This window comes from Mycolicibacterium tokaiense, from assembly GCF_010725885.1.
Taxonomy (GTDB): Bacteria; Actinomycetota; Actinomycetes; order Mycobacteriales; family Mycobacteriaceae; genus Mycobacterium; species Mycobacterium tokaiense.
In genome coordinates, this window is sequence record NZ_AP022600.1 from 2,522,336 (window position 1) to 2,542,801 (window position 20,466).

At 68.4% G+C, this 20,466-nt stretch carries 24 protein-coding genes; 12 read left to right on the plus strand and 12 right to left on the minus strand.

The features are described 5' to 3' along the window. The first annotated feature begins 8 nt into the window (after positions 1 to 8). Positions 9 to 1,538, plus strand: coding sequence for an amidophosphoribosyltransferase (purF, locus tag G6N58_RS12145; RefSeq protein WP_068914939.1), 1,530 nt, complete (start codon positions 9 to 11; stop codon positions 1,536 to 1,538). A gap of 2 nt (positions 1,539 to 1,540) precedes the next feature. Here purF and G6N58_RS12150 read toward each other — a convergent pair whose 3' ends face one another. Further along, positions 1,541 to 2,848 (minus strand): NAD(P)H-binding protein, encoded by a 1,308-nt coding sequence (locus tag G6N58_RS12150; protein WP_115278525.1) that lies wholly within the window; start codon positions 2,846 to 2,848, stop codon positions 1,541 to 1,543. Positions 2,849 to 2,939: 91 nt separating this feature from the next. On the opposite strand from G6N58_RS12150, the gene purM reads away from it, so the two are divergent. Next, on the plus strand, positions 2,940 to 4,013 hold the full coding sequence (purM, locus tag G6N58_RS12155) for a phosphoribosylformylglycinamidine cyclo-ligase (RefSeq protein ID WP_068914941.1): 1,074 nt from the start codon (positions 2,940 to 2,942) through the stop codon (positions 4,011 to 4,013). A 44-nt stretch (positions 4,014 to 4,057) separates the two neighbouring features. On the opposite strand, the gene G6N58_RS12160 is transcribed toward purM, so the two are convergent. Together G6N58_RS12160 and ygfZ are read right to left on the minus strand one after the other, a co-directional pair. Beyond that, on the minus strand, positions 4,058 to 4,243 hold the full coding sequence (locus G6N58_RS12160; RefSeq protein WP_068914942.1) for a DUF3073 domain-containing protein: 186 nt from the start codon (positions 4,241 to 4,243) through the stop codon (positions 4,058 to 4,060). Positions 4,244 to 4,320: 77 nt separating this feature from the next. Then, positions 4,321 to 5,445 carry a CAF17-like 4Fe-4S cluster assembly/insertion protein YgfZ gene (ygfZ, locus tag G6N58_RS12165; protein ID WP_115278524.1) on the minus strand — a complete coding sequence of 375 codons (1,125 nt, stop codon included), beginning with the start codon at positions 5,443 to 5,445 and terminating at the stop codon, positions 4,321 to 4,323. A 72-nt stretch (positions 5,446 to 5,517) separates the two neighbouring features. Here ygfZ and G6N58_RS12170 point away from each other — a divergent pair, with 72 nt between their 5' ends. From G6N58_RS12170 to G6N58_RS12185, 4 genes are all read left to right on the plus strand, one after another. After that, positions 5,518 to 6,387: an aminodeoxychorismate lyase gene (locus tag G6N58_RS12170; RefSeq protein ID WP_232068100.1), complete on the plus strand. Its 870-nt coding sequence runs from the start codon at positions 5,518 to 5,520 to the stop codon at positions 6,385 to 6,387. A gap of 718 nt (positions 6,388 to 7,105) precedes the next feature. Further along, positions 7,106 to 7,954, plus strand: a complete 849-nt coding sequence (locus G6N58_RS12175; protein WP_115278522.1) for an ABC transporter substrate-binding protein — start codon at positions 7,106 to 7,108, stop codon at positions 7,952 to 7,954. After that, positions 7,951 to 8,778 (plus strand): amino acid ABC transporter permease, encoded by an 828-nt coding sequence (locus tag G6N58_RS12180; RefSeq protein ID WP_068914945.1) that lies wholly within the window; start codon positions 7,951 to 7,953, stop codon positions 8,776 to 8,778. The genes G6N58_RS12175 and G6N58_RS12180 overlap by 4 nt, the downstream gene beginning before the upstream one ends. Further along, a complete protein-coding gene (locus tag G6N58_RS12185; protein WP_115278521.1) occupies positions 8,775 to 9,524 on the plus strand; it encodes an amino acid ABC transporter ATP-binding protein in 750 nt (249 codons plus the stop codon). Before G6N58_RS12180 ends, G6N58_RS12185 begins: the two co-directional genes overlap by 4 nt. 7 nt (positions 9,525 to 9,531) lie before the next feature. On the opposite strand, the gene G6N58_RS12190 is transcribed toward G6N58_RS12185, so the two are convergent. The 8 genes from G6N58_RS12190 to lmeA all read right to left on the minus strand — a co-directional run bounded on the left by G6N58_RS12190 (position 9,532) and on the right by lmeA (position 13,702). Then, positions 9,532 to 9,750, minus strand: a complete 219-nt coding sequence (locus G6N58_RS12190) for a hypothetical protein (RefSeq protein WP_115281554.1) — start codon at positions 9,748 to 9,750, stop codon at positions 9,532 to 9,534. Between the two features lie 41 nt (positions 9,751 to 9,791). Next, entirely contained in the window at positions 9,792 to 10,442 is a 651-nt protein-coding gene (locus tag G6N58_RS12195; protein ID WP_068914947.1) for a heme-binding beta-barrel domain-containing protein, read from the minus strand. Between the two features lie 203 nt (positions 10,443 to 10,645). After that, positions 10,646 to 10,948, minus strand: coding sequence for a DUF1416 domain-containing protein (locus G6N58_RS12200; protein ID WP_068914948.1), 303 nt, complete (start codon positions 10,946 to 10,948; stop codon positions 10,646 to 10,648). 4 nt (positions 10,949 to 10,952) lie between these two features. Beyond that, positions 10,953 to 11,786, minus strand: coding sequence for a sulfurtransferase (locus G6N58_RS12205; protein WP_068914949.1), 834 nt, complete (start codon positions 11,784 to 11,786; stop codon positions 10,953 to 10,955). A gap of 17 nt (positions 11,787 to 11,803) precedes the next feature. Then, positions 11,804 to 12,265, minus strand: coding sequence for a DUF4395 domain-containing protein (locus tag G6N58_RS12210; RefSeq protein ID WP_115278519.1), 462 nt, complete (start codon positions 12,263 to 12,265; stop codon positions 11,804 to 11,806). Positions 12,266 to 12,363: 98 nt separating this feature from the next. Further along, on the minus strand, positions 12,364 to 12,468 hold the full coding sequence (locus tag G6N58_RS31215; protein ID WP_353961417.1) for an Ms5788A family Cys-rich leader peptide: 105 nt from the start codon (positions 12,466 to 12,468) through the stop codon (positions 12,364 to 12,366). Positions 12,469 to 12,485: 17 nt separating this feature from the next. Next, the gene (locus G6N58_RS12215; RefSeq protein WP_115278518.1) at positions 12,486 to 12,908 is read right to left on the minus strand and encodes a TlpA family protein disulfide reductase; all 423 of its coding nucleotides are present in this window, start codon (positions 12,906 to 12,908) and stop codon (positions 12,486 to 12,488) included. Further along, complete coding sequence (gene lmeA, locus G6N58_RS12220; RefSeq protein WP_232067832.1) at positions 12,905 to 13,702, minus strand: mannan chain length control protein LmeA; 798 nt, start codon at positions 13,700 to 13,702, stop codon at positions 12,905 to 12,907. The genes G6N58_RS12215 and lmeA overlap by 4 nt, the downstream gene beginning before the upstream one ends. 170 nt (positions 13,703 to 13,872) lie before the next feature. Here lmeA and G6N58_RS12225 point away from each other — a divergent pair, with 170 nt between their 5' ends. The 6 genes from G6N58_RS12225 to pstB all read left to right on the plus strand — a co-directional run bounded on the left by G6N58_RS12225 (position 13,873) and on the right by pstB (position 19,669). Beyond that, complete coding sequence (locus G6N58_RS12225) at positions 13,873 to 14,664, plus strand: winged helix-turn-helix transcriptional regulator (protein ID WP_068914953.1); 792 nt, start codon at positions 13,873 to 13,875, stop codon at positions 14,662 to 14,664. Continuing rightward, entirely contained in the window at positions 14,661 to 15,551 is an 891-nt protein-coding gene (mshD, locus tag G6N58_RS12230; protein WP_115278516.1) for a mycothiol synthase, read from the plus strand. The genes G6N58_RS12225 and mshD overlap by 4 nt, the downstream gene beginning before the upstream one ends. A 174-nt stretch (positions 15,552 to 15,725) precedes the next feature. After that, positions 15,726 to 16,871: a phosphate ABC transporter substrate-binding protein PstS gene (pstS, locus tag G6N58_RS12235; protein WP_115278515.1), complete on the plus strand. Its 1,146-nt coding sequence runs from the start codon at positions 15,726 to 15,728 to the stop codon at positions 16,869 to 16,871. Positions 16,872 to 16,919: 48 nt separating this feature from the next. Beyond that, complete coding sequence (pstC, locus tag G6N58_RS12240) at positions 16,920 to 17,969, plus strand: phosphate ABC transporter permease subunit PstC (RefSeq protein ID WP_115278514.1); 1,050 nt, start codon at positions 16,920 to 16,922, stop codon at positions 17,967 to 17,969. Continuing rightward, on the plus strand, positions 17,966 to 18,880 hold the full coding sequence (gene pstA, locus G6N58_RS12245) for a phosphate ABC transporter permease PstA (protein WP_115278513.1): 915 nt from the start codon (positions 17,966 to 17,968) through the stop codon (positions 18,878 to 18,880). Before pstC ends, pstA begins: the two co-directional genes overlap by 4 nt. A gap of 12 nt (positions 18,881 to 18,892) precedes the next feature. Beyond that, on the plus strand, positions 18,893 to 19,669 hold the full coding sequence (gene pstB / locus G6N58_RS12250) for a phosphate ABC transporter ATP-binding protein PstB (protein ID WP_068914958.1): 777 nt from the start codon (positions 18,893 to 18,895) through the stop codon (positions 19,667 to 19,669). A 67-nt stretch (positions 19,670 to 19,736) separates the two neighbouring features. On the opposite strand, the gene phoU is transcribed toward pstB, so the two are convergent. Then, the gene (gene phoU, locus G6N58_RS12255) at positions 19,737 to 20,405 is read right to left on the minus strand and encodes a phosphate signaling complex protein PhoU (RefSeq protein ID WP_163908121.1); all 669 of its coding nucleotides are present in this window, start codon (positions 20,403 to 20,405) and stop codon (positions 19,737 to 19,739) included. Between the last annotated feature and the right edge of the window lie 61 nt (positions 20,406 to 20,466).

The following is a 20,466-nucleotide window of genomic DNA, read 5'->3' on the forward strand; positions in this document are numbered from 1 at the left end:
GCCCCCACGTGACCGCTGAACCGATCGAACTCGAGAACGCCCCTGCTGAAGAATGCGGGGTGTTCGGAGTCTGGGCCCCTGGCGAGGACGTAGCCAAGCTCACCTACTACGGCCTCTACGCACTGCAGCATCGCGGGCAGGAGGCGGCGGGCATCGCGGTCGCCGACGGCTCGCAGGTGCTGGTGTTCAAGGACCTCGGGCTGGTCAGCCAGGTCTTCGACGAGCAGACCCTGGGCGCCATGCCCGGTCACGTCGCCGTCGGGCACTGCCGCTACTCCACCACCGGTTCCACCACGTGGGAGAACGCCCAGCCGGTGTTCCGCAACACCGCGGCGGGCACGGGAGTGGCGCTGGGGCACAACGGCAACCTGGTCAACACCGCCGAGCTGGCTGCGCGCGCCCGCGACGAAGGTCTGATGAGCAACCGCGGCGAGACCGCCGCCACCACCGACTCCGACATCCTGGGAGCGCTGCTGGCCCACGGCGCAGCCGACTCCAGCCTGGAGCAGGCCGCTCTGGAACTGCTGCCCACGGTGCGGGGCGCCTTCTGTCTCACCTTCATGGACGAGAACACCCTCTACGCCGCCCGTGACCCGCACGGTGTGCGCCCGCTGTCGCTCGGACGGTTGGACCGCGGTTGGGTGGTGGCCTCCGAGACCGCCGCGCTCGACATCGTGGGCGCGTCCTTCGTCCGCGACATCGAACCCGGTGAGCTGTTGGCCATCGACGCCGACGGTGTGCGGTCCAGCCGCTTCGCCAACCCCACCCCGAAGGGCTGCGTCTTCGAGTACGTCTACCTGGCCCGGCCCGACAGCACCATCGGCGGCCGGTCGGTGCATTCCACCCGCGTCGACATCGGCCGGCGCCTGGCCCGGGAACAGCCCGTCGACGGTGACCTGGTGATCGGAGTGCCGGAATCCGGTACCCCGGCGGCCGTCGGGTACGCCCAGGAGTCCGGCATCCCGTTCGGGCAAGGCCTGATGAAGAACGCCTATGTGGGCCGCACCTTCATCCAGCCGTCGCAGACCATCCGCCAGCAGGGCATCCGGCTCAAGCTCAACCCGCTGCGCGACATGATCCGGGGCAAGCGCCTGATCGTCGTCGACGATTCGATCGTCCGCGGCAACACCCAGCGTGCCCTGATCCGCATGCTCCGCGAGGCCGGCGCCGTCGAGGTGCACGTCCGGATCGCGTCGCCGCCGGTGAAGTGGCCGTGCTTTTACGGCATCGACTTCGCCTCACCCGCCGAGCTGATCGCCAACGCGGCCAATGACGGCGGCGGCGAGATGCTCGAGGCGGTGCGCCACGCCATCGGTGCAGACACCCTGGGTTACATCTCCATCGACGGCATGATCGGCGCCACCGAGCAGCCCGCGTCACGCCTGTGCGCGGCCTGCTTCGACGGCAACTATCCGATCGAACTGCCCAGCGAGACGGCGCTCGGTAAGAACGTCATCGAGCACATGCTGTCCAATGCGGCCCGCGCCGGCGTGGTGCAGCCCGAGAACGACAACGCCTCGGCGCTGCGCCGGCCCTGACGTCAGCTCGGCTGCGCCCGTTGCCACCGCCGACGGCGCAGTTGCCACACGCTGAGCGCGTACAGCCGCCCCGGCAGGCCGCGGGGGGCGAACTCCGCAGTCTGCGCGTAGTCGGTCCGGCCGTCCTCGCGTGCGCTGACCTCAACATTCAGGGAGATCACGCCCGGCACGCGGCCGCGGTAGCGCAACCGCGCGGACGAACCCGACTGCTGAGAGATGGCCTGCCACCGGTGCCCGCGATGCGTCAGGTCCTGCCACACGGCGTCCGGGCTGCGGTCCGTCGTCCCTGTCACGGAGTCCCGCAGCACCAGGTCCCCGGCCCAGTCGGGATCGCTCGGCCGCGGGCCCGACGGGCCGTCCGTCGACCAGGACGGCTGGAAGCCGCGCTGCTCGCTGAACTCCAGGGCGCGCTGCGCGGCCTCCCGGTACGGCAGCAACCCACCCGCGGGCGGCGCGATGACGTCATCGATGTCGTGCTCGTCGGCCACCGCGTCGCAGTGCAGCGACTCGACCAGGGGCTGGGCCAGCCCGGGCGGGATCGGGGTCACCAGACCCACCCACCAGCTGGCGATCGTCGGCGTCAGGAAGGGCAGCACGATGATGCCGCGGCGGTGCAGACCGGCCGCCTCCGCGTAACCCTGCATCATCTCGCCGTATTCGAGGACGTCGGGTCCGCCGATGTCCCAGGTGCGCGACTCCGGCACCGTGGCCGTCGCCGACTCGGCGAGGTAGTGCAGGACGTCGCGCACCGCGATCGGCTGGATCTTGTTGTGCACCCACTTCGGGGTGGTCATCACCGGCAGCAGTTCGGTGAGGTGGCGGATCATCTCGAACGACGCCGAGCCCGACCCGATCACCACACCGGCCTGCAGCACGATGGTCTCGATGCCGGAGCCCAGCAGAATGTCTCCGACGGCGGTGCGGGAGCGCAGGTGACGGGACAGGTCGGCGCCGGCGGGATGCAGGCCGCTCAGGTACACCACCCGCCGGACCCCGGCCTCCTTCGCGGCCTCCACCACGTTCATCGCCGTGCGCCGCTCCTCCTCCACGAAATCCTCGGAGGTCCCCATCGAATGCGCCAGGTAGAACACCACGTCGACGGCATCGAAGGCGCGGGTGAGCGAGTCGGGGTCGGTGAGGTCGCCCTGGGCCACCTCGACATCCGAGCGCCAGGGCACGTTGTCGAGTTTCGAGGTGGTGCGGGCCATGGCCCGCACCTTGTGGCCGCGGGCCAACAGTTCGGGGATCAACCGTCCGCCGATGTAGCCGGTCGAGCCTGTCACGAGACATTGCACCTGAGCTGATTCCACGGTGATGCGTAGCCGCGAAAGCGGTCGACGAAACCAGCACAGGCACCCGGCTGATACCGGCTGACACCGGCGACCGGTAGATTGAGGCACGATGACCGATCGCGCTGACGAACAAGGTATTTCTTACGCATCGGCCGGAGTCGATATCGAGGCCGGGGACAGGGCCGTCGAACTCTTCAAGCCGTGGGCGAAGAAGGCGACCCGGCCCGAGGTACGCGGGGGACTCGGTGGCTTCGCCGGACTGTTCGCCCTCCGCGGCGACTACCGCGAGCCGTTGCTGGCAGCCTCCACCGACGGGGTGGGTACCAAGCTGGCCGTCGCGCAGGCGATGGACAAACACGACACCGTGGGCCTCGACCTGGTGGCCATGGTGGTCGACGACCTCGTGGTCTGCGGTGCCGAACCACTGTTCCTGCAGGACTACATCGCGATCGGGCAGGTGATCCCGGAGAAGGTGCAGTCGATCGTCGCGGGAATCGCCGAAGGTTGCGTGCAGGCCGGTTGTGCGCTGCTGGGCGGGGAGACCGCGGAGCATCCCGGGCTGATGGCGCCCGATCACTACGACCTGTCTGCGACGGGCGTGGGCGTGGTCGAGGCCGACGACGTGCTGGGCCCGGACCGGGTGCGCCCGGGCGACGTGGTGATTGCCATGGGCGCCTCCGGCCTGCATTCCAACGGGTACTCACTAGCGCGCAAGGTGCTGCTCGAGATCGACCGGATGAGCCTGGAAGGCCACGTCGAGGAGTTCGGCCGCACGCTCGGTGAAGAGCTGCTGGAGCCCACCCGCATCTACGCCAAGGACTGCCTGGCGCTGGCCGCCGAAACCCAGGTACGGACGTTCTGTCACGTCACCGGCGGCGGCCTGGTCGGCAACCTCGAGCGCGTGATTCCGCACGGACTGGTCGCCGAACTGGACCGCGGTACCTGGACGCCCGCTCCCATCTTCGGCATGATCGCCCAGCGCGGGCGGATCGAGCGCGTCGAGATGGAGAAGACGTTCAACATGGGCGTCGGCATGGTGGCCGTGGTGGCGCCGGAGGACACCGACCGCGCACTGGCCATCCTGACCGCCCGCCATCTGCACTGCTGGACGCTGGGGACCATCGGCAAGGGTGTGAAGGACGGACCTCGCGCCACCCTGGGTGGGCAGCACCCGCGCTTCTAGGCGCGGGTGTCACACCTGCCGAGGGGCCTGCTCTTCAGCGGAACTCAGCGACGCCACGCGTCCTCATCGCTCCAACGGTCGTCGACGAGCCCGTCGTCGACATCCGAGCTGTCGTCCGCCTCCGAGCCCGACAGCTCCTTGCGGAGCCGTTCAAAATCGGTTTGCGGAGAGCTGTATTTCAACTCTCGAGCAACCTTGGTCTGCTTTGCCTTTGCCCGGCCGCGGCCCATGGGGGAACCCCCTCGCGCAATAACGGAGCGGCCCAACAATGTGAGCGGCTCCGATCTGTGTGTTTATTGTCCTGCGTTCACTTTACCGTGCCACGACCGGCTGCGCTGGCAGGCCCGTCGACGGTGAGTGTCGGAGGTGTTGATGCCCTGCCTCGCAGCCGGTCGATGGCTGCGCGGCCGGCCCCGGCGACATCGGCGGGGGGCAGCGAATCGACGTCGATCACGGCGGCCACCTGCACGTCGCCACCTGTGGTCAACTCGGTGTCGGCCGGCAGTCCGCGCTTGACCAGCGCGAGCGCCACCGGGCCGAGGTCTACGTGGTCCACCACGGTGCCGAGCCGGCCCACCGCGCGTCCGCCGGCCAGCACCGGATCGCCGGTGGCCGGCCGGTCGACGGAACCGTCCAGGTGCAGCAGCACCAGCATCCGCGGCGGTTTGCCCAGGTTGTGGACCCTGGCCACGGTCTCCTGGCCGCGGTAGCAGCCTTTGTCGAGGTGCACCGCGCCGTCGCCCGGGCCCCCGATCCAGTGCACCTCGTGCGGGATGGTCCGCTCGTCGGTATCGACGCCGAGCCGGGGCCGCAGCGCAGCCACCCGGCGCGCCTCGTACGTCCACATCCCGGCGCGGCGTACGCCCGCGGCCTGCAGCCGGTCCAGCCAGGAATCCAGGGCGGCGCGCGGTACCAGTAGATCGATCTCATCCGGGCCGGTGCGCCGCGCCAGTCCGCCGCCGGGCAGCGCCACCGCGGTGGGTCCGGGCAACGCGTCGAGCCCGAGGGCATCCGCACCCAGCTGCGGGCCGAGGACTGTCAGTACCGCCAGGTCGGCGGGCTCGATCACCACATCGGCCCAGAACACCATCTTGCGCAGGAAGGCCACCAGCGGTTCGCCCCGCCAGGGTTCGGTGTCGAGGTAGGTGACGCCGTCCAGATCCGTCTGCACCCAGTGGTCCTCGACGCGGCCCTGGCCGTCCAGGCTGAGGTTCTCGACGGTGCTCCCGTCCGACTGGGCGCTGACATGCTGGCTGGAGATGCTGTGCAACCAACTCAGCCGTTCAGGACCGGTGAGGGTCAGTACCGCCCGGTGCGAGCGGTCCACCACCACCGCGGCGGTGGCAGCGCTGCGCTGCTCGCCAAACGGGTCGCCGAAGTGCCACACGGCGCCGGCATCGGGTCCGGTTTCGGGGGCGGTTACCGCAGACACATCTCAACACTACGGCCCGCCGATGCGGGTTATTCCCGGCTCCCCGCCGGATTAGGCTTGGACCCCATGGCTGTGTTGGTGACGCTCGACGGAATGGTCTGCGATCCCGACGCCCCGCTGCTGTATGCCGATGACCTGGCAGCGGTCCGCGGGGACGGGGTTTTCGAGACCCTGTTGGTCCGCGACGGCCGGGCGTGCCTGGTCGAGTCCCACCTGCGGAGGCTGGCCGCTTCGGCGCACTCGCTGCAGTTGCCCGAGCCCGACCTGGCGGCCTGGCGGGCCGCGATCGACACCGCCGCCCGGCACTGGGCAGCGGGCAGCTCCGACGAAGCGGCCCTGCGGCTGGTCTACAGCCGGGGCCGCGAGAGCGGTTCGGCACCCACGGCCTATGTCAGCGTGAACCCGCTGCCTGCCCGCATCGCGGCGGCGCGCCGCGACGGGGTGTCGGCGCTGTGCCTGCAACGCGGCCTGCCCTCGGCGGCCGACGAGATGCCGTGGCTGTTGGCGGGGGCGAAAACGCTGTCCTATGCGCTGAACATGGCTGCCCTGCGCCACGCTGCCGGCGCGGGAGCCGACGATGTGGTGTTCGTCAGCTCCGACGGCCACATCCTGGAAGGCCCGCGGTCCACCGTCGTGATCGCCACCGACAGCGTGGATGGGGCGCAGGGACAGATCTGCCTGCTGACCCCGCCGCCGTGGTATCCGATCTTGCGGGGCACCACCCAGCAGGCGCTCTTCGAGGTGGCCAGGGCCAAGGGGTACGACTGCGACTACCGGGCCCTGCGGCCTGCGGACCTGTTCGCCGCCCAAGGGGTGTGGTTGATCTCCGCCATCACCCTGGCAGCCAGGGTGCACACCCTCGACGGTCAGGAGCTGGCGGCGCCATCACCGGCGGCCGACGTGGCCGGTTTGGTGGACGCGGCGATCGTCTGCGATCGCTGACCGCTAAATCGGTTGTCGGTCTTTGAATTCGAGGGTAACTTCGTCGGTACACAAGAAGGGAGGTGGTCCGAGATTTTGAGTGACTTATGGACATGTGAGGTGGCTGCTAGCTAGCAGCACCAGGCTGAGGATTCACCTGCGAGCGCTGGCGAATTCCAAGCAGCCACCCGGCCCCCGAGCCCTTGGTTTGTCCAACCAGGAACTATGGCTCGGGGGCCGCCCATTTTTTTCTGCAGATCAACGCGAGATCATCGCGCGGGAGGTGTCGGTGCGAGGGACCGGCAAGACTGCATCGCCGAATCCCAGGTGCCCTGGTCGACACCGGGCGGAGCAGGTGGCGGTCCTTCCGAGCGTGATTCTTCGGCCGGCGGCGGTCCACTCGGGGGTGGCCCCTCCGGTGGGGGACCCTCATGCCCGCCGGGACCGCCCGGCGGCGGCGCGGGAACTCCGTTGTCGCTCAGACATTGGGTTAAGGCGTCGTCGGGCGGGCTGGCCGCCGATTCTGCCGAGCAGGCCGCGCCGAACCCGACCACCGCGCAGGCGGCGAGTGTGACGGCAGCGCTGCGACGGGCCGAGAGCTTCATGTGTTTCTCCTTCGTGTGTGAATGCGCTGTCGGCGACCCTAGGAGCGCAGTGTGGGCGCCAGGTAGCCCGCGAATATCAATCAGCTGTACGCGCATTGGTGGCGCGCCGGACCGGCGTAGGCGATGATGCGGCGATGCGATACACCTGGCTGCCCGCGGTCGTGGCCACCCTGGCCCTCGCCGGCTGCGCCCCGGCCGACGAAGCGGCGACACCGCAGACCAGCGGCGGCGGCGACAGCTGCGCGAAGGACTCGCTGCAGACGCTGACCGCCGGGACCCTGACCTTCGGCACCGACCAGCCCGCGTACCCGCCCTGGTTCATCGACGACAACCCGGCCAGCGGCGAGGGATTCGAGTCGGCGGTGGCCTATGCGGTGGCCGACAAGCTCGGGTTCGGCACCGACGAGGTGACCTGGGTGCGTGTGCCGTTCAACGCCGCCATTGCTCCCGGTGTGAAGACCTTCGACGCCAACCTGTCGGAGTTCAGCATCACCGAGGAGCGCAAGCAGGCCGTCGACTTCTCCTCGCCCTACTACGACGTCACGCAGGCCGTCGTGACTGTCGCGTCTTCGCCCGCGGCCCAGGCCGAGAATCTCGAGGCGCTCAAGGGACTGCGGCTCGGCGCCCAGGTGGGCACCACCAGCTACAACGCCGCCGAGGCACTGGCCCCCACCCAGCCGGTCAGCGTCTACAACAACAACGAAGACGCCAAGGCCGCGCTGACCAGCGGTCAGATCGACGCGGTGGTGCTCGACCTGCCCACCGCCTTCGCGGTCCAGGCCGAACTGGACGGCGGCGTCATCCTCGGGCAACTCCCCGGGGCGACCGAGAACCCGGAGCAATTCGGCATCGTGCTGGACAAGGGCAGCCCGCTGACGGCGTGCGTGTCCGCGGCCGTCGACGAACTCCGCTCGGACGGGACGCTCGCCGAACTGCAGCAGACATGGCTCGACAAAGCCGGTAATGCACCTGTGCTGAAGTGACCGCACTGGCGCAGCAGCGCCGCGCGTACCACCGCTCGCGCGCGCGGCGCTCAACCCTGGTGGCGCTGGCGTCGACGCTGGTGTTCGCGACGGTCGTGGCGCTGACCGTGATGGCCTCGCCCGGGTGGCCACGGGTTCGCGACTCGTTCTTCGACCTGCGGATCGGGTGGGACAGCCTGCCTGCCGTCCTGGACGGGCTGTGGCTCAACGTCCGCGTGCTGGTGGTCTGCGAGATCCTCATCGTCGCACTCGGTCTGCTGCTGGCCACCTTGCGCACGCTGCGGGGGCCGGTCTGGCTGCCGGTCCGGGCGGCCGTCGTCGGCTACATCGATCTGTTCCGGGGGCTGCCGCTGCTGATCGTGCTCTATCTGATCGGCTTCGGGCTGCCCGGGTTGCGCCTCGAAGGGGTGCCCAACAACCCGGTGCTGCTCGGCGGACTGGCCCTGGTGCTGGTGTACTCCGCCCTGGTGGCCGAGGTGTTCCGGGCAGGCATCGATTCGGTGCACCCGTCCCAGCTCGCCGCGGCCCGCTCGCTGGGGCTGAACTACCGCCGCACCATGCGCCTGGTGGTGCTGCCGCAGGCGGCCCGGCGCGTCACCCCGGCCCTGCTCAACGATTTCGTGGCGTTGCAGAAGGACTGCGGTCTGATCTCCGTACTGGGGGCCGTCGACGCGGTGCGGGCAGCACAGATCCAGGTGGCGACGTCCTACAACTTCACGCCCTACGTGGTGGCGGGCCTGCTGTTCGTCGCGCTGGCGGTGCCGTCGGCGCGGCTGGCGGACTGGGCCACCCGGCGGGCCGCGGCACGGCAGGGTGGGCTGTGAGGGACGCGGTCCTGAGCCTGCGGGGCGTGACGAAGAGTTATGGCGAGCGGACCGTGCTGAACGGGATCGACCTCGACGTCGCCGAACACCAGGTGGTGGTGTTGATCGGGGCCTCGGGCTCCGGGAAGTCGACCCTGTTGCGGTGCATCGATCTGCTCGACGAGATCGACGACGGGCAGATCCTGCTCGACGGCCGGGACATCAGCGACCCGCGGGTGGACGGTGATGAGGTGCGCCGCTCGATGGCGATGGTGTTCCAGTCGTTCAACCTGTTTCCGCACATGAGCGTGCTGGACAACATCACGCTGGCACCCCGGGTGGTGCACGGGCGCAACCGCGGTGAGGCCGAGCAGCGGGGCCGCGAGCTGCTCACCCGGGTGGGTCTCGGGGACCGGGCCGACGCCTACCCCGATCGCCTCTCCGGCGGCCAACAGCAGCGCGTCGCCATCGCCCGGGCGCTGGCCTACGACCCGCGGGTGCTGTTGCTCGACGAGGTGACCAGCGCGCTGGATCCCGAACTGGTGGCCGAGGTGTTGGAGCTGATCTCCGAGCTCGCCACCTCGGGACGCACCATTGTGATGGCCACCCACGAGATGGGGTTCGCGCGCCGGGTCGCCGACGTGGTGTGCTTCCTCGACGGCGGCCGCATCCTGGAATCGGGTCCGCCCGAGCAGGTTCTGGATGCGCCGGAGCAGGCCCGCACCCGCCAGTTCCTGGCCCGGCTGGGCGGGGTGGGGCGGGACTGAGATCCGGTCAGGACGCCGGGCCGGGCGCGTGGTCGGCGCAAGCGGCGGTGGCCTCGTCCCAGGCGCCGGGATCGACACCGGGCGGGGGACCGAGCGGGGAGGCCCCTTCGATGCCGTGCTCGGCCAGACACTGGGCATAGGACCCGTGTTCGGTGGTCGGCGCCGCGGAGGTCGGGGCCGGCGTCTGCGGCTCGGTGGATGTGGCACAGGCCGTGCCCAGGGCCATGACCGTCAGGGCGCACCCCGTGAGGAGAACGAACCGCACGGTCAGCCGACGAACCGGGACAGCCGCGCGGACAGATGCGGGACCAGGCCGCCGTCGGCGTCCACCCGCTCTTCGACGTACGCCAGGTCGCCGCCCTCGACGATGCCGTACAGGCGCTTGGCGCCACCCACCAGCATCCCGGACTTGCTGCGCGCCAACGCATCGGTCACCAGTTCCCAGGACGCCTGATTGCGCGGATGGCCGTAGAAGAGCTCCACGTAGCCGGCGGAATGCGCCAGCAGCAGTTCGATGGCCTGGGTCTCGTTCGGATCAGCGGGGTCGTTGACGAAGCGCCAGAAGCCGGTTTCACGCAGGCCCACGGAGTCGTAGCCGCCGTCATCGTCGAGCCGCCAGGAGCGGGCTTCCCAGATCAGGTAGTCGCCGCCGTCGTGGGACACCACGATCTGCTGGCCGAAGCGGTAGTCGCCCTGGGCGCCGCGGCCCTCACCCTCGCCGCGCCACACGCCGACCAGCGGCAACAGGGCGAGCAGGGCATCGTTGAGATCGGCCCCCTCACGCAGGTTGGCGGTGTCCGGGGGCAGCGGCAGGTCGTCGAAAGCGGGGATGTTGCGGGCCGCGGTCTCCTTGGCGCGCTCGGCCGCAGCGGCAACCGCGCGGTCGCCTGAACCTGGTTGCGGTTCAGCGTCAGTCACGACTCGTCGGTGATGAGCCGGTAGAGCGCGTACAGGGCGAACCAGGTGATCACGACAACGGCCGCGACGAGCAGGAGTTCGAAGAACAGCACCACGGTGTAGATCCTAGTTCGTCAGACGGTCTGTGATGACCCCGGGCCCCGCCGCGGGCGTGCGTGATTGGACACATTCTCCGTCCATCGCACACCCGCGGCGGCAGGGACCTAAGCGACCTTGACGTCGACTTCGGTGATCCCGGCGCCGGAGGGCACCACCACGACATCGCCGTTGCCGACCTTCGACAGCGCGCGCACGCGCCAGGTGCCGGGGGCGGCGAAGAAGCGGAAGTCACCGGTGGCCGAGGCCACCACCTCGGCGGTGAACTCGTCGGAGGAATCCAGCAGGCGCACGAAGGCGCCGCCCACCGTCTGTCCACTGCCGTCCACCACGCGTCCGGTGATCACCGTCTCCTTCTCCAAGTCGACGCTGGAGGGCAGGGTCTGGCCTTGCTTCGGGGCTGAGCACATGTTCTTAACTTCCCAACTCGATCGGGGCGCCCACCAGGGAGCCGTATTCCGTCCAACTGCCGTCGTAGTTCTTGACGTTCTGGTGTCCGAGGATCTCCTGCAGCACGAACCACGTGTGCGACGAGCGCTCACCGATGCGGCAGTAGGCGATGGTCTGCTTCTCGCCGTCGAGGCCGGCGTCGGCGTAGAGCTTGGCCAGTTCCTCGTCGGACTTGAAAGTGCCGTCCTCGTTGGCGGCCTTGCTCCAGGGCACGTTGATGGCCGTGGGGATGTGGCCGGGGCGCTGGCTCTGCTCCTGCGGCAGGTGGGCCGGCGCCAGGATCTTGCCGGAGAACTCGTCGGGGGAGCGGACGTCGACCAGGTTCTTGGTGCCGATCGCGGCGATGACCTCGTCGCGGAAGGCGCGGATGTCGTTGTTCGGGGCCTGCGCGGTGTACGAGGTGGACGGACGCTCCACGGTGTCGGTCGACAGCGGGCGGCCATCGAGTTCCCACTTCTTGCGGCCGCCGTCGAGCAGCTTGACGTCCTGGTGTCCGTACAGCTTGAAGTACCAGTAGGCGTAGGCGGCGAACCAGTTGTTGTTGCCGCCGTAGAGGACCACGGTGTCGTCGTTCGAGATGCCCTTGTCCGAGAGCAGCTTGGAGAACTGCTGCTGATCGACGAAGTCACGCTTCACCTGATCCTGCAGTTCGGTCTTCCAGTCCAGCCGCACGGCGCCGGCGATGTGACCGCCGTCGTAGGCGCTGGTGTCCTCGTCGACCTCGACGAACACGGTGTTCGGTGCGTCGAGATTGCTCTCGGCCCAGTCAACGGAGACCAGGACGTCGGAGCGTGCCATGGAATGGTCCTTTCAGTTCAGTTGGGTACGGACGGTCGACGCAGACGAACTGCGACGGGGTAGATCTGGCAGCCCAGGCAGATGCCGAAGGCCGCGTTGAGAAAGGCCGCGAACAGCGCGAACGCCGTCGCGATGAGGCCGAGCAGTGGCGCGCCCAACGCGAAGCCGGCGATGCCGACCACAGCGAAGACCAGACCCACCAGCTGGGCGAACTTCAGAGGGGCGACTGGTTCCCGCTCGGTGACGGGGCCCAGTCGCGGTGCGACGACGGCGGCGAAGACACGGCCGTAGGGATGCTGCCGGGGACCGCGCCACGCGCCGACCGCGAACACCGCCGCCTGCAGTCCCAGCACCATCGCCGCAGCGACCGTGCTGACGGTCGACAGGAGCACGGTGATGACGAGGACGCCGGTGGTGACCCAGGCGGCGAACCGCGGACCGCGCACGTCGACGGATGTCTGCTCGGTATCGGGTGCCACTGGAAGGTGCTCCTATGCGTGAGATCTGTTGTGTCGGAAGGCCGGCTGGAGACAGTCCGGGACGGTCTGCTCGAGGCGGCGCGACAGGGCGCGGCTACTCAGCAGCTGCGACAACAACAGCAACAACCCGCAACGCGGCACAGGTCCACTGCGCGGCGCTTGGTGAGCACAAGCTCGAGGCGGGCTGACACAGCGCCCACCATACCCAATGACTGCCTGATCAGGCCAATAGTGGTGAGAGAGCGGAACGCAGATCCGCGACGCTGGGCACCCCCACGCTGCGATAGCGCTGCCTGCCCTCCGCGTCGAAGACGAACGTGGTGGGCAACGACAGCACCGACAGGCGCCTGGCGGTCGCCGGGTCGGCGTCCATGTCGATCTCGACGTGCGCTACGCCGGGGTTGTCGGCGCAAACCCGGTTGACCACCTGCCGGACCCCCGCGCACGGCCCGCACCAGACGGCGCTGAAATGCACGATGGTGGGTCCGGTGCGGGACAGGCCGAGGTCGCCGAGGTCCACCGCAGCGACGTCCTCGGTGACGGGGCGCAGCACCCCGGAGCGGCGGTTGAGCAGCCAGCCGGCCGCGGTGGCCGCAGCCAACGCGGTGACGAGGGCGATCGCGGCGTATGTCACAGAGCTCACCTCTGAGTGAACCCCTCGGGCGTGATGGTTAGTCCCTCGACGATGCCCTCGATGATGATGTCGGATCCGCGCGCGCCCTGCGCGGTGGGCGCCACGCCGAACGGCAGCTTCTGGTTGGGCAGGGTCGAGGCGAATGCGGCCAGCACCGCGCCCACCTTCTCCTCGGGTACTTCTTCATCGGCCGTGCCCGGCCCGGTGAGGATGCCGGTGGGAGTGAACACCAGCGTGGTCTGATCGCTGCCGGCGATGGAGAGGTCCACGGCCACGCTCACGCGCTCACCGACGTCGGCTGCCGTGGGGGTACCGGTGAACACCAGGCCCTTGCTGCCCGAGATGCCGGACTCGGTGGTGCCGCCGGTGGCGTCGTTGGTCTCCACCGGCGGGGCCTCCACCATCAGGTCCGGGATGCCGATGTAGCGGCCCAGATGCGCGGAGTCGATGATGATGCGGCTCTCCACCTTGCCGACGGGGAGCTGGGCACCGGGGTTGATCAGCCAGCCGGATTCGGCCAGGTCGACGGAGTGCAGCGTGGCTTCCAGGGCCGCGCGGCCCACCTCGGGGTGCTCGACGTCATGCGCGCGGATCTCCACTTCGTCGTAGTGCCGCCCGGCGGCCTGGGGGATGAACGGGAATCCGAGGATCGCCACCGACGGGTCCCAGCTCAGCCGGGCGGCCGTGCGCACGGTCTGCGACAGCCGGTATTCGGCGGTGATGGCCGCGCCGAAGTCGACGCCGACGGCTCCCAGGATGATCGAGACGACCGCCGCTGCGAGGCCGATCAGCAGTTTGCGCACGCCGAACATTGTCGCCCAGACCCGCGGCGGAGCCGGCGGTGATGCCCGCCCAGCCGCCTCAACCCGGCCAAATAGCAGGTTGGGCGCTATCGTTAGTGAATCTCGGTCGGTAACAGCGATGTGTCGGCCATGAATCTGGGAGATGTTCTCTCGGTTGCTGGAGGGTTCAGTTGGATCTACTGCTACTCACGGTCGACCCGCATCCGGAGTCAGTTCTGCCCTCGTTGTCTCTGTTGGCACACACGGTGCGGTCGGCCCCGACAGAGGTCTCGTCGCTGCTCGAGGCGGGCACGGCAGACGTGGCGATCGTCGATGCGCGTACCGACCTGGCCGCCGCGCGCGGGTTGTGCCGGCTGCTCGGTTCCACCGGCACCTCGGTCCCCGTGGTCGCCGTGGTCAATGAAGGCGGCCTGGTGGCGGTGAACGTCGAGTGGGGTCTCGACGAGATCCTGCTGCCCACCACAGGGCCGGCGGAGATCGACGCCCGGCTGCGGCTGCTGGTCGGCCGGCGTGGCGGCATGGCCACTCAGGAAAGCGCGGGCAAGGTCAGCCTCGGTGAGTTGGTGATCGACGAGGGCACTTACACGGCGCGGCTGCGCGGCCGCCCGCTCGACCTGACCTACAAAGAGTTCGAACTGCTCAAGTACCTCGCCCAGCACGCCGGCCGGGTCTTCACCCGTGCGCAGTTGCTGCAGGAGGTGTGGGGGTACGACTTCTTCGGCGGCACCCGCACGGTGGACGTCCATGTCCGGCGCCTGCGGGCCAAGCTGGGTCCGGAGTACGAAGCGCTGATCGGCACGGTGCGCAACGTCGGCTACAAGGCGGTGCGGCCGGCGCGCGGACGTCCTCCCACCGCGGCGGAAGCCGATCTGGGCGACGACGATCTCGACGATGGCGACGACGGTTTCGCCGATGCGCCGGACGAGCTGAGCGGGTCGTTGGCCGAGCAGCTGCGCAAGTGACCGAGGTTCACTGGCGGTCGGTGCTGTCCGCCGACGAGCAGTCTGCGGTTGCCGAGATCATCGCTGCCGCAACGGAATTCGATGGCGTCGCGCCGGTCGGGGATCAGGTGCTGCGCGAGCTGGGCCAGCAGCGCACCCGGCACCTGGTGGCCACCGACGACGCAGGCGCGGTGCGCGGATACCTGAATCTGACCCCGGAGATGGCGGAGTTGGTGGTGGCGCCGCAGGCTCGGCGCGCCGGCGTCGGGACCGCGCTGATCCGGGCTGCCGAAGCGCAGACCGGTGGGCGGAACAGCTTCTGGGCGCACGGCACCTTGTCCGCTGCAAAGGCCACCGCGGCGGCACTGGGACTGCACCCGGTACGCAGCCTGCTACAGATGCGGCGTTTGCTGAGCGAGGTTCCCGACGTCGAGGTGCCCGACGGCGTGCAGATCAGGGCCTACGGCGGCCCGGCCGACGACGCCGAGCTGCTGCGGGTCAACAACGCCGCCTTCGCCTGGCATCCGGAGCAGGGCGGCTGGACCGCGGCCGAGATCGCCGAGCGCAAGGCCGAACCGTGGTTCGACCCGGCCGGGCTTTTCCTGGCGTACGACGAGACCGGGGACCGCCTGCTCGGGTTCCACTGGACCAAGATCCATGACGAAGGCCTGGGTGAGGTGTACGTCGTGGGGGTCGATCCCGATGCGCAGGGCAAGCGTCTGGGCCACACGCTGACCGCGCTCGGACTGCAATACCTGGCACAGGAACTCGCCCGAGCCCCCGAACCCGCCGTGCTGCTCTATGTGGAGTCCGACAACACCGCGGCGGTGCGTACCTATGAGCGTCTCGGCTTCAGCGTGTACAGCGTCGACACCGCTTACCGCGCTTCTACCACAGTCGTGCAGTGATATCGCCCACCATTAGCTGACTCACAGCTGGGCGAAAGCCCACGTTCACGTGGCTGTTCACCTTGTGTTCATCTGCCATCGGGGTGCCGTCCATGACCGCCGCATAACTTCCCCGGAGGAACAGCACTCAGAAGGCCGGTCAGAAGACCGGCGTGCTCATGAGAAAGCGGGAAAGTGAAGCGCAACCTCTTCGGCAAGGCATTTCTGACCACCATCTCGGCGACCGCCATCGCCGGCCTGACCCTGACTGCGTGTGGCAGTGACAACAACAGCGGATCATCGGGCTCGTCCGGTTCCGCCAGCAGCGGCACCGCCGCGGCCGGGTCCGCCGAGTGCGGCGGCAAGGAGTCTGTCAACGCCGAGGGTTCGTCGGCCCAGCAGAACGCGGTCGCCGTGTTCAATCAGGTCTGGGGCCAGGTGTGCCAGGGCAAGAACCTGTCCTACAACCCCACCGGATCGGGCGCCGGGCGCCAGCAGTTCATCGCCGGCAACGTCGACTTCGCCGGCTCGGACTCGCCACTGTCCGAGGAGCAGGTCCCGCAGGCTGCGGAGCGCTGTGGCGGCAACCCGGCGTGGCACCTGCCGCTGGTGTTCGGGCCCATCGCCATGGCCTACAACGTCGAGGGCGTCGACGGCCTCGTGGTCAACGCCGACGTGCTGGCCCGCATCTTCCAGGGCCAGATCACGAACTGGAACGACCCCGCGATCGCCGGTCTGAACGAGGGCAAGACGCTGCCGGATCAGCCCATCACCCCCATCTACCGGTCGGACTCCTCGGGCACCACCGACAACTTCCAGAAGTACCTGAGCGCCGCAGCTCCGCAGACCTGGACCAAGGGCGACGGCAGCGAGTTCCAGGGCGGCGCCGGTGAAGGTGCGCAGAAGTCCGCCGGTGTGGTGCAGGCGGTGCAGGCCACCCCGGGTGCCATCGGCTATGTCGAGAAGGGCTTCGCCGAGCAGGCCGGGCTGCCTTTCGCGCAGGTCGACAACGGCAGCGGTGCGGTCGAACTGACCGACGAGTCGGCGGGTAAGGCCATCGACGCCGCGACATTCGCCGGTGAGGGTGAGGACCTGGTGCTCAACCTCGATGAGCTGTACGCCTCGACCGAAGAGGGTGCCTACCCGCTGGTGCTGGCCACCTACGAGATCGTGTGCTCCAACGGCTACGACGCCGAGACCGCCGAGGCCGTGAAGTCGTTCCTCACCGTGGCGGCCAACGACGGCCAGGGTGGTCTCTCGGCCGCCGGCTACGTGCCGCTGCCCGATCGATTCAAGGAGCGTCTGCTCGGATCGATCGACGCCATCGCCTCGACGGCATAGTCGCGGTAGCGCCACACCAGGATTGAGGAGAAGATTGGGTGCCCGAGTATGACCGATAGGCTGGATGTGACGACACCAGATCCGACCAAATCAGGTTCCGGAGCAGCCACCGCTGCACCCTTTCCGGAACCGGAACCTCTGTCCACCGACCCCTCGAAGAACTCGACGGTTCGCCCCGGCGACCGTATCTTCCGATTCCTCTCGGAGGGCTCGGGTGTCCTGATCGTCACGCTGATCGCGGCGATCGGCTTCTTCCTGGTGTGGCGCGCGGTGCCGGCACTGGCCCGCAACACCGAGAACTTCTTCCTCTTCGGAGGGACCTGGAACACCTCCGACCCGGCGGCCATGCAGTTCGGCATTTTCGAGCTGCTTCAGGTCACCGTGTTCGTCTCGGTGTTTGCCTTGGTGCTGGCCATGCCGGTGGCGCTCGGCATCGCGATCTACCTGACCCAGTACGCCCACGCCCGCGTCAAGGGGCCCCTGGCCTACATGGTGGATCTGCTGGCCGCGGTGCCCTCGATCATCTACGGCGTGTGGGGCCTCTATGTGCTGGCTCCGGTGCTGAGCCCGTTCGCCCTGTGGCTCAACGAGAACCTGTCCTGGTTCTTCCTCTTCAAGACCGGCAACGCCTCGGTGGCCGGCGGCGGCACCATCTTCACCGCGGGCATCGTGCTGGCGGTGATGATCCTGCCGATCATCACCGCGGTCACCCGCGAGGTGTTCGTCCAGACCCCGCGCGGTCAGATCGAAGCCGCGCTGGCACTCGGCGCGACGCGGTGGGAGGTCGTGCGCACGACGGTTCTGCCGTTCGGTATGTCGGGCTACATCTCGGGCGCCATGCTCGGCCTGGGCCGTGCGCTCGGTGAGACCATCGCTTTGCTGATCATCCTGCGTGGCACCCAGACAGCGTTCCAATGGACGCTGTTCGACGGTGGCTACACCTTCGCCAGCCTGATCGCCTCGGCGGCATCGGAGTTCAACAACGAATACAAGGCCGGCGCCTACATCGCCGCAGGCTTGGTGCTGTTCATCCTGACGTTCGTGGTGAACTCGTTGGCCCGTGCCGCGGTCGCCGGAAAGGACAGGTCCGCCTCATGACCTCGACTCTCGATCGGCCGCTGAAGTCGCCGACGTTCCAGGCCGTGAGCGGCCGCCGCAAATTCACCAACAACCTGGCCACCGTCCTGGTGACGGCCTCGGTGCTGGTGGCCGTGGTGCCGCTGGTCTGGGTGCTGTGGACCGTGATCGCCAAGGGCATCGGCGCGGTGACCTCCAGCACCTGGTGGCTGAATTCGCAGTCCGGCATGACCGCGTTCGCACCCGGTGGCGGTGCCTACCACGCGATCGTGGGTTCGCTGCTGCAGGCCCTGGTCTGCGCCATCATCTCGATTCCGATCGGCGTGTTCGTCGGGATCTACCTGGTGGAGTACGGCGGCGGGACCCGATTGGGCAAGATCACCACCTTCATGGTCGACATCCTGACCGGCGTGCCGTCCATCGTGGCCGCGCTGTTCATCTATGCCCTGTGGGTGGCCACGCTCGGTTTCGAGCGTTCCGGTCTTGCGGTGTCACTGGCTCTGGTGCTGCTGATGATTCCGGTGATCGTGCGCTCCACCGAGGAGATGCTGCGCATCGTCCCGATGGACCTGCGGGAAGCCAGCTACGCGCTGGGGGTGCCGAAGTGGAAGACCATCTCGGCCATTGTCATTCCGACCGCGCTGTCGGGCATCGTCACCGGCATTCTGCTGTCCCTGGCCCGTGTCATGGGTGAGACGGCGCCGCTGCTGATCCTGGTGGGCTACGCCCAGGCGATCAACTTCGACATGTTCGGCGGGTTCATGGGCTCGCTGCCCGGCATGATGTACGACCAGGTTTCCGCCGGCGCCGGCGCCAATCCTGTTCCCACGGACCGGCTCTGGGGTGCGGCCTTCACGCTGATCGTCGTCATCGCCGCGCTCAACGTGGGCGCCCGCTTCATCGCCAAGTTCTTTGCCCCGAAAAAGGTCTAGGAGTCCACTGATATGGCCAAGCGTCTCGACCTCAAAGACGTCAACATCTACTACGGCTCGTTCCACGCCGTGCAGAACGTGTCGCTGGCGGTGCCGCCGCGCAGCGTGACCGCGTTCATCGGCCCGTCGGGCTGTGGCAAGTCCACGGTGCTGCGCACGCTGAACCGGATGCACGAGGTGATCCCGGGCGCCTACGTCAAGGGCTCGGTGCTGCTCGACGGCGACGACATCTACGGCTCCGGCGTCGACCCGGTGGGGGTGCGCAAGACCATCGGCATGGTGTTCCAGCGGCCGAACCCGTTCCCCACCATGTCGATTCGTGACAACGTGGTGGCCGGGCTGAAGCTGCAGGGTGTCCGCAACAAGAAGACCCTGGACGAGACCGCGGAGCGCTCCCTCAAGGGCGCCAACCTGTGGAACGAGGTCAAGGACCGCCTCGACAAGCCCGGTGGCGGCCTGTCCGGCGGTCAGCAGCAGCGCCTGTGCATCGCCCGCGCCATCGCGGTGCAACCCGATGTGCTGCTGATGGACGAGCCCTGCTCGGCCCTGGACCCGATCTCCACCCTGGCCATCGAGGACCTGATCTCCGAACTCAAGCAGGACTTCACCATCGTCATCGTGACGCACAACATGCAGCAGGCAGCGCGCGTCAGTGATCAAACGGCGTTCTTCAACCTGGAGGCCACCGGCAAGCCCGGCCAGCTCATCGAGGTCGACGACACCGAGAAGATCTTCTCCAACCCCACCCAGAAGGCCACCGAGGACTACATCTCGGGACGCTTCGGGTAAACCGCCCGCAGATAGCAAAATCCCCTGAAACCACGAGGTTTCAGGGGATTTTGCTATCCGGTGCGGCTCAGTGCGTCGAGTACAGGTCGTTGTCGACGGGCAGTTCGCCGGTGGTCTGGAAGATCACCCGGCGGGCGATCTCGACGGCATGATCGGCGAAACGCTCGTAGAACCGGCCCAGCAGGGTCACGTCCACGGCCGCGGCCACGCCGTGGCGCCATTCACGGTCCATCAGCACGGTGAAGAGGTGCTTGTGCAGGTCGTCCATCGCGTCGTCTTCTTCACGGATGCGGGCGGCCTTCTCGGGGTCGCCGGTCCGCAGCACCTCTTGGGCGCTGTGCCCGAGTTCGACCGCCACCCGGCCCATCTCGGCGAAGTAGCCGTTGACCTCTTCGGGCAGCGCGTGCTGCGGGTGACGGCGGCGGGCGATCTTGGCGACGTGCAGAGCCAGTGCGCCCATCCGGTCGATGTCGGCGACGATCTGGATGGAGCCGACGATGGCGCGCAGATCACCGGCGACCGGGGCCTGCAGGGCCAGGATGTGGAAGGCGCGCTCCTCGGCCTGGGCGCTGAGTGTGGAGATCTGATCGTGGTCGCTGATCACCTGCTCGGCGAGCACGAGGTCGGCCTGCAGCAGAGATTGGGTGGCTCGTTCCATCGCAACTCCGGCCAGACGGCACATCTCACCGAGTTGCGCGGCCAGCGAAGCAAGCTGCTCCTGATAAGCGGTACGCATGTGCCAAGCCTACGACGTGCAGCTGCCAAAGGTCATGATGTGCCAGGTGAACGGCCGGTGA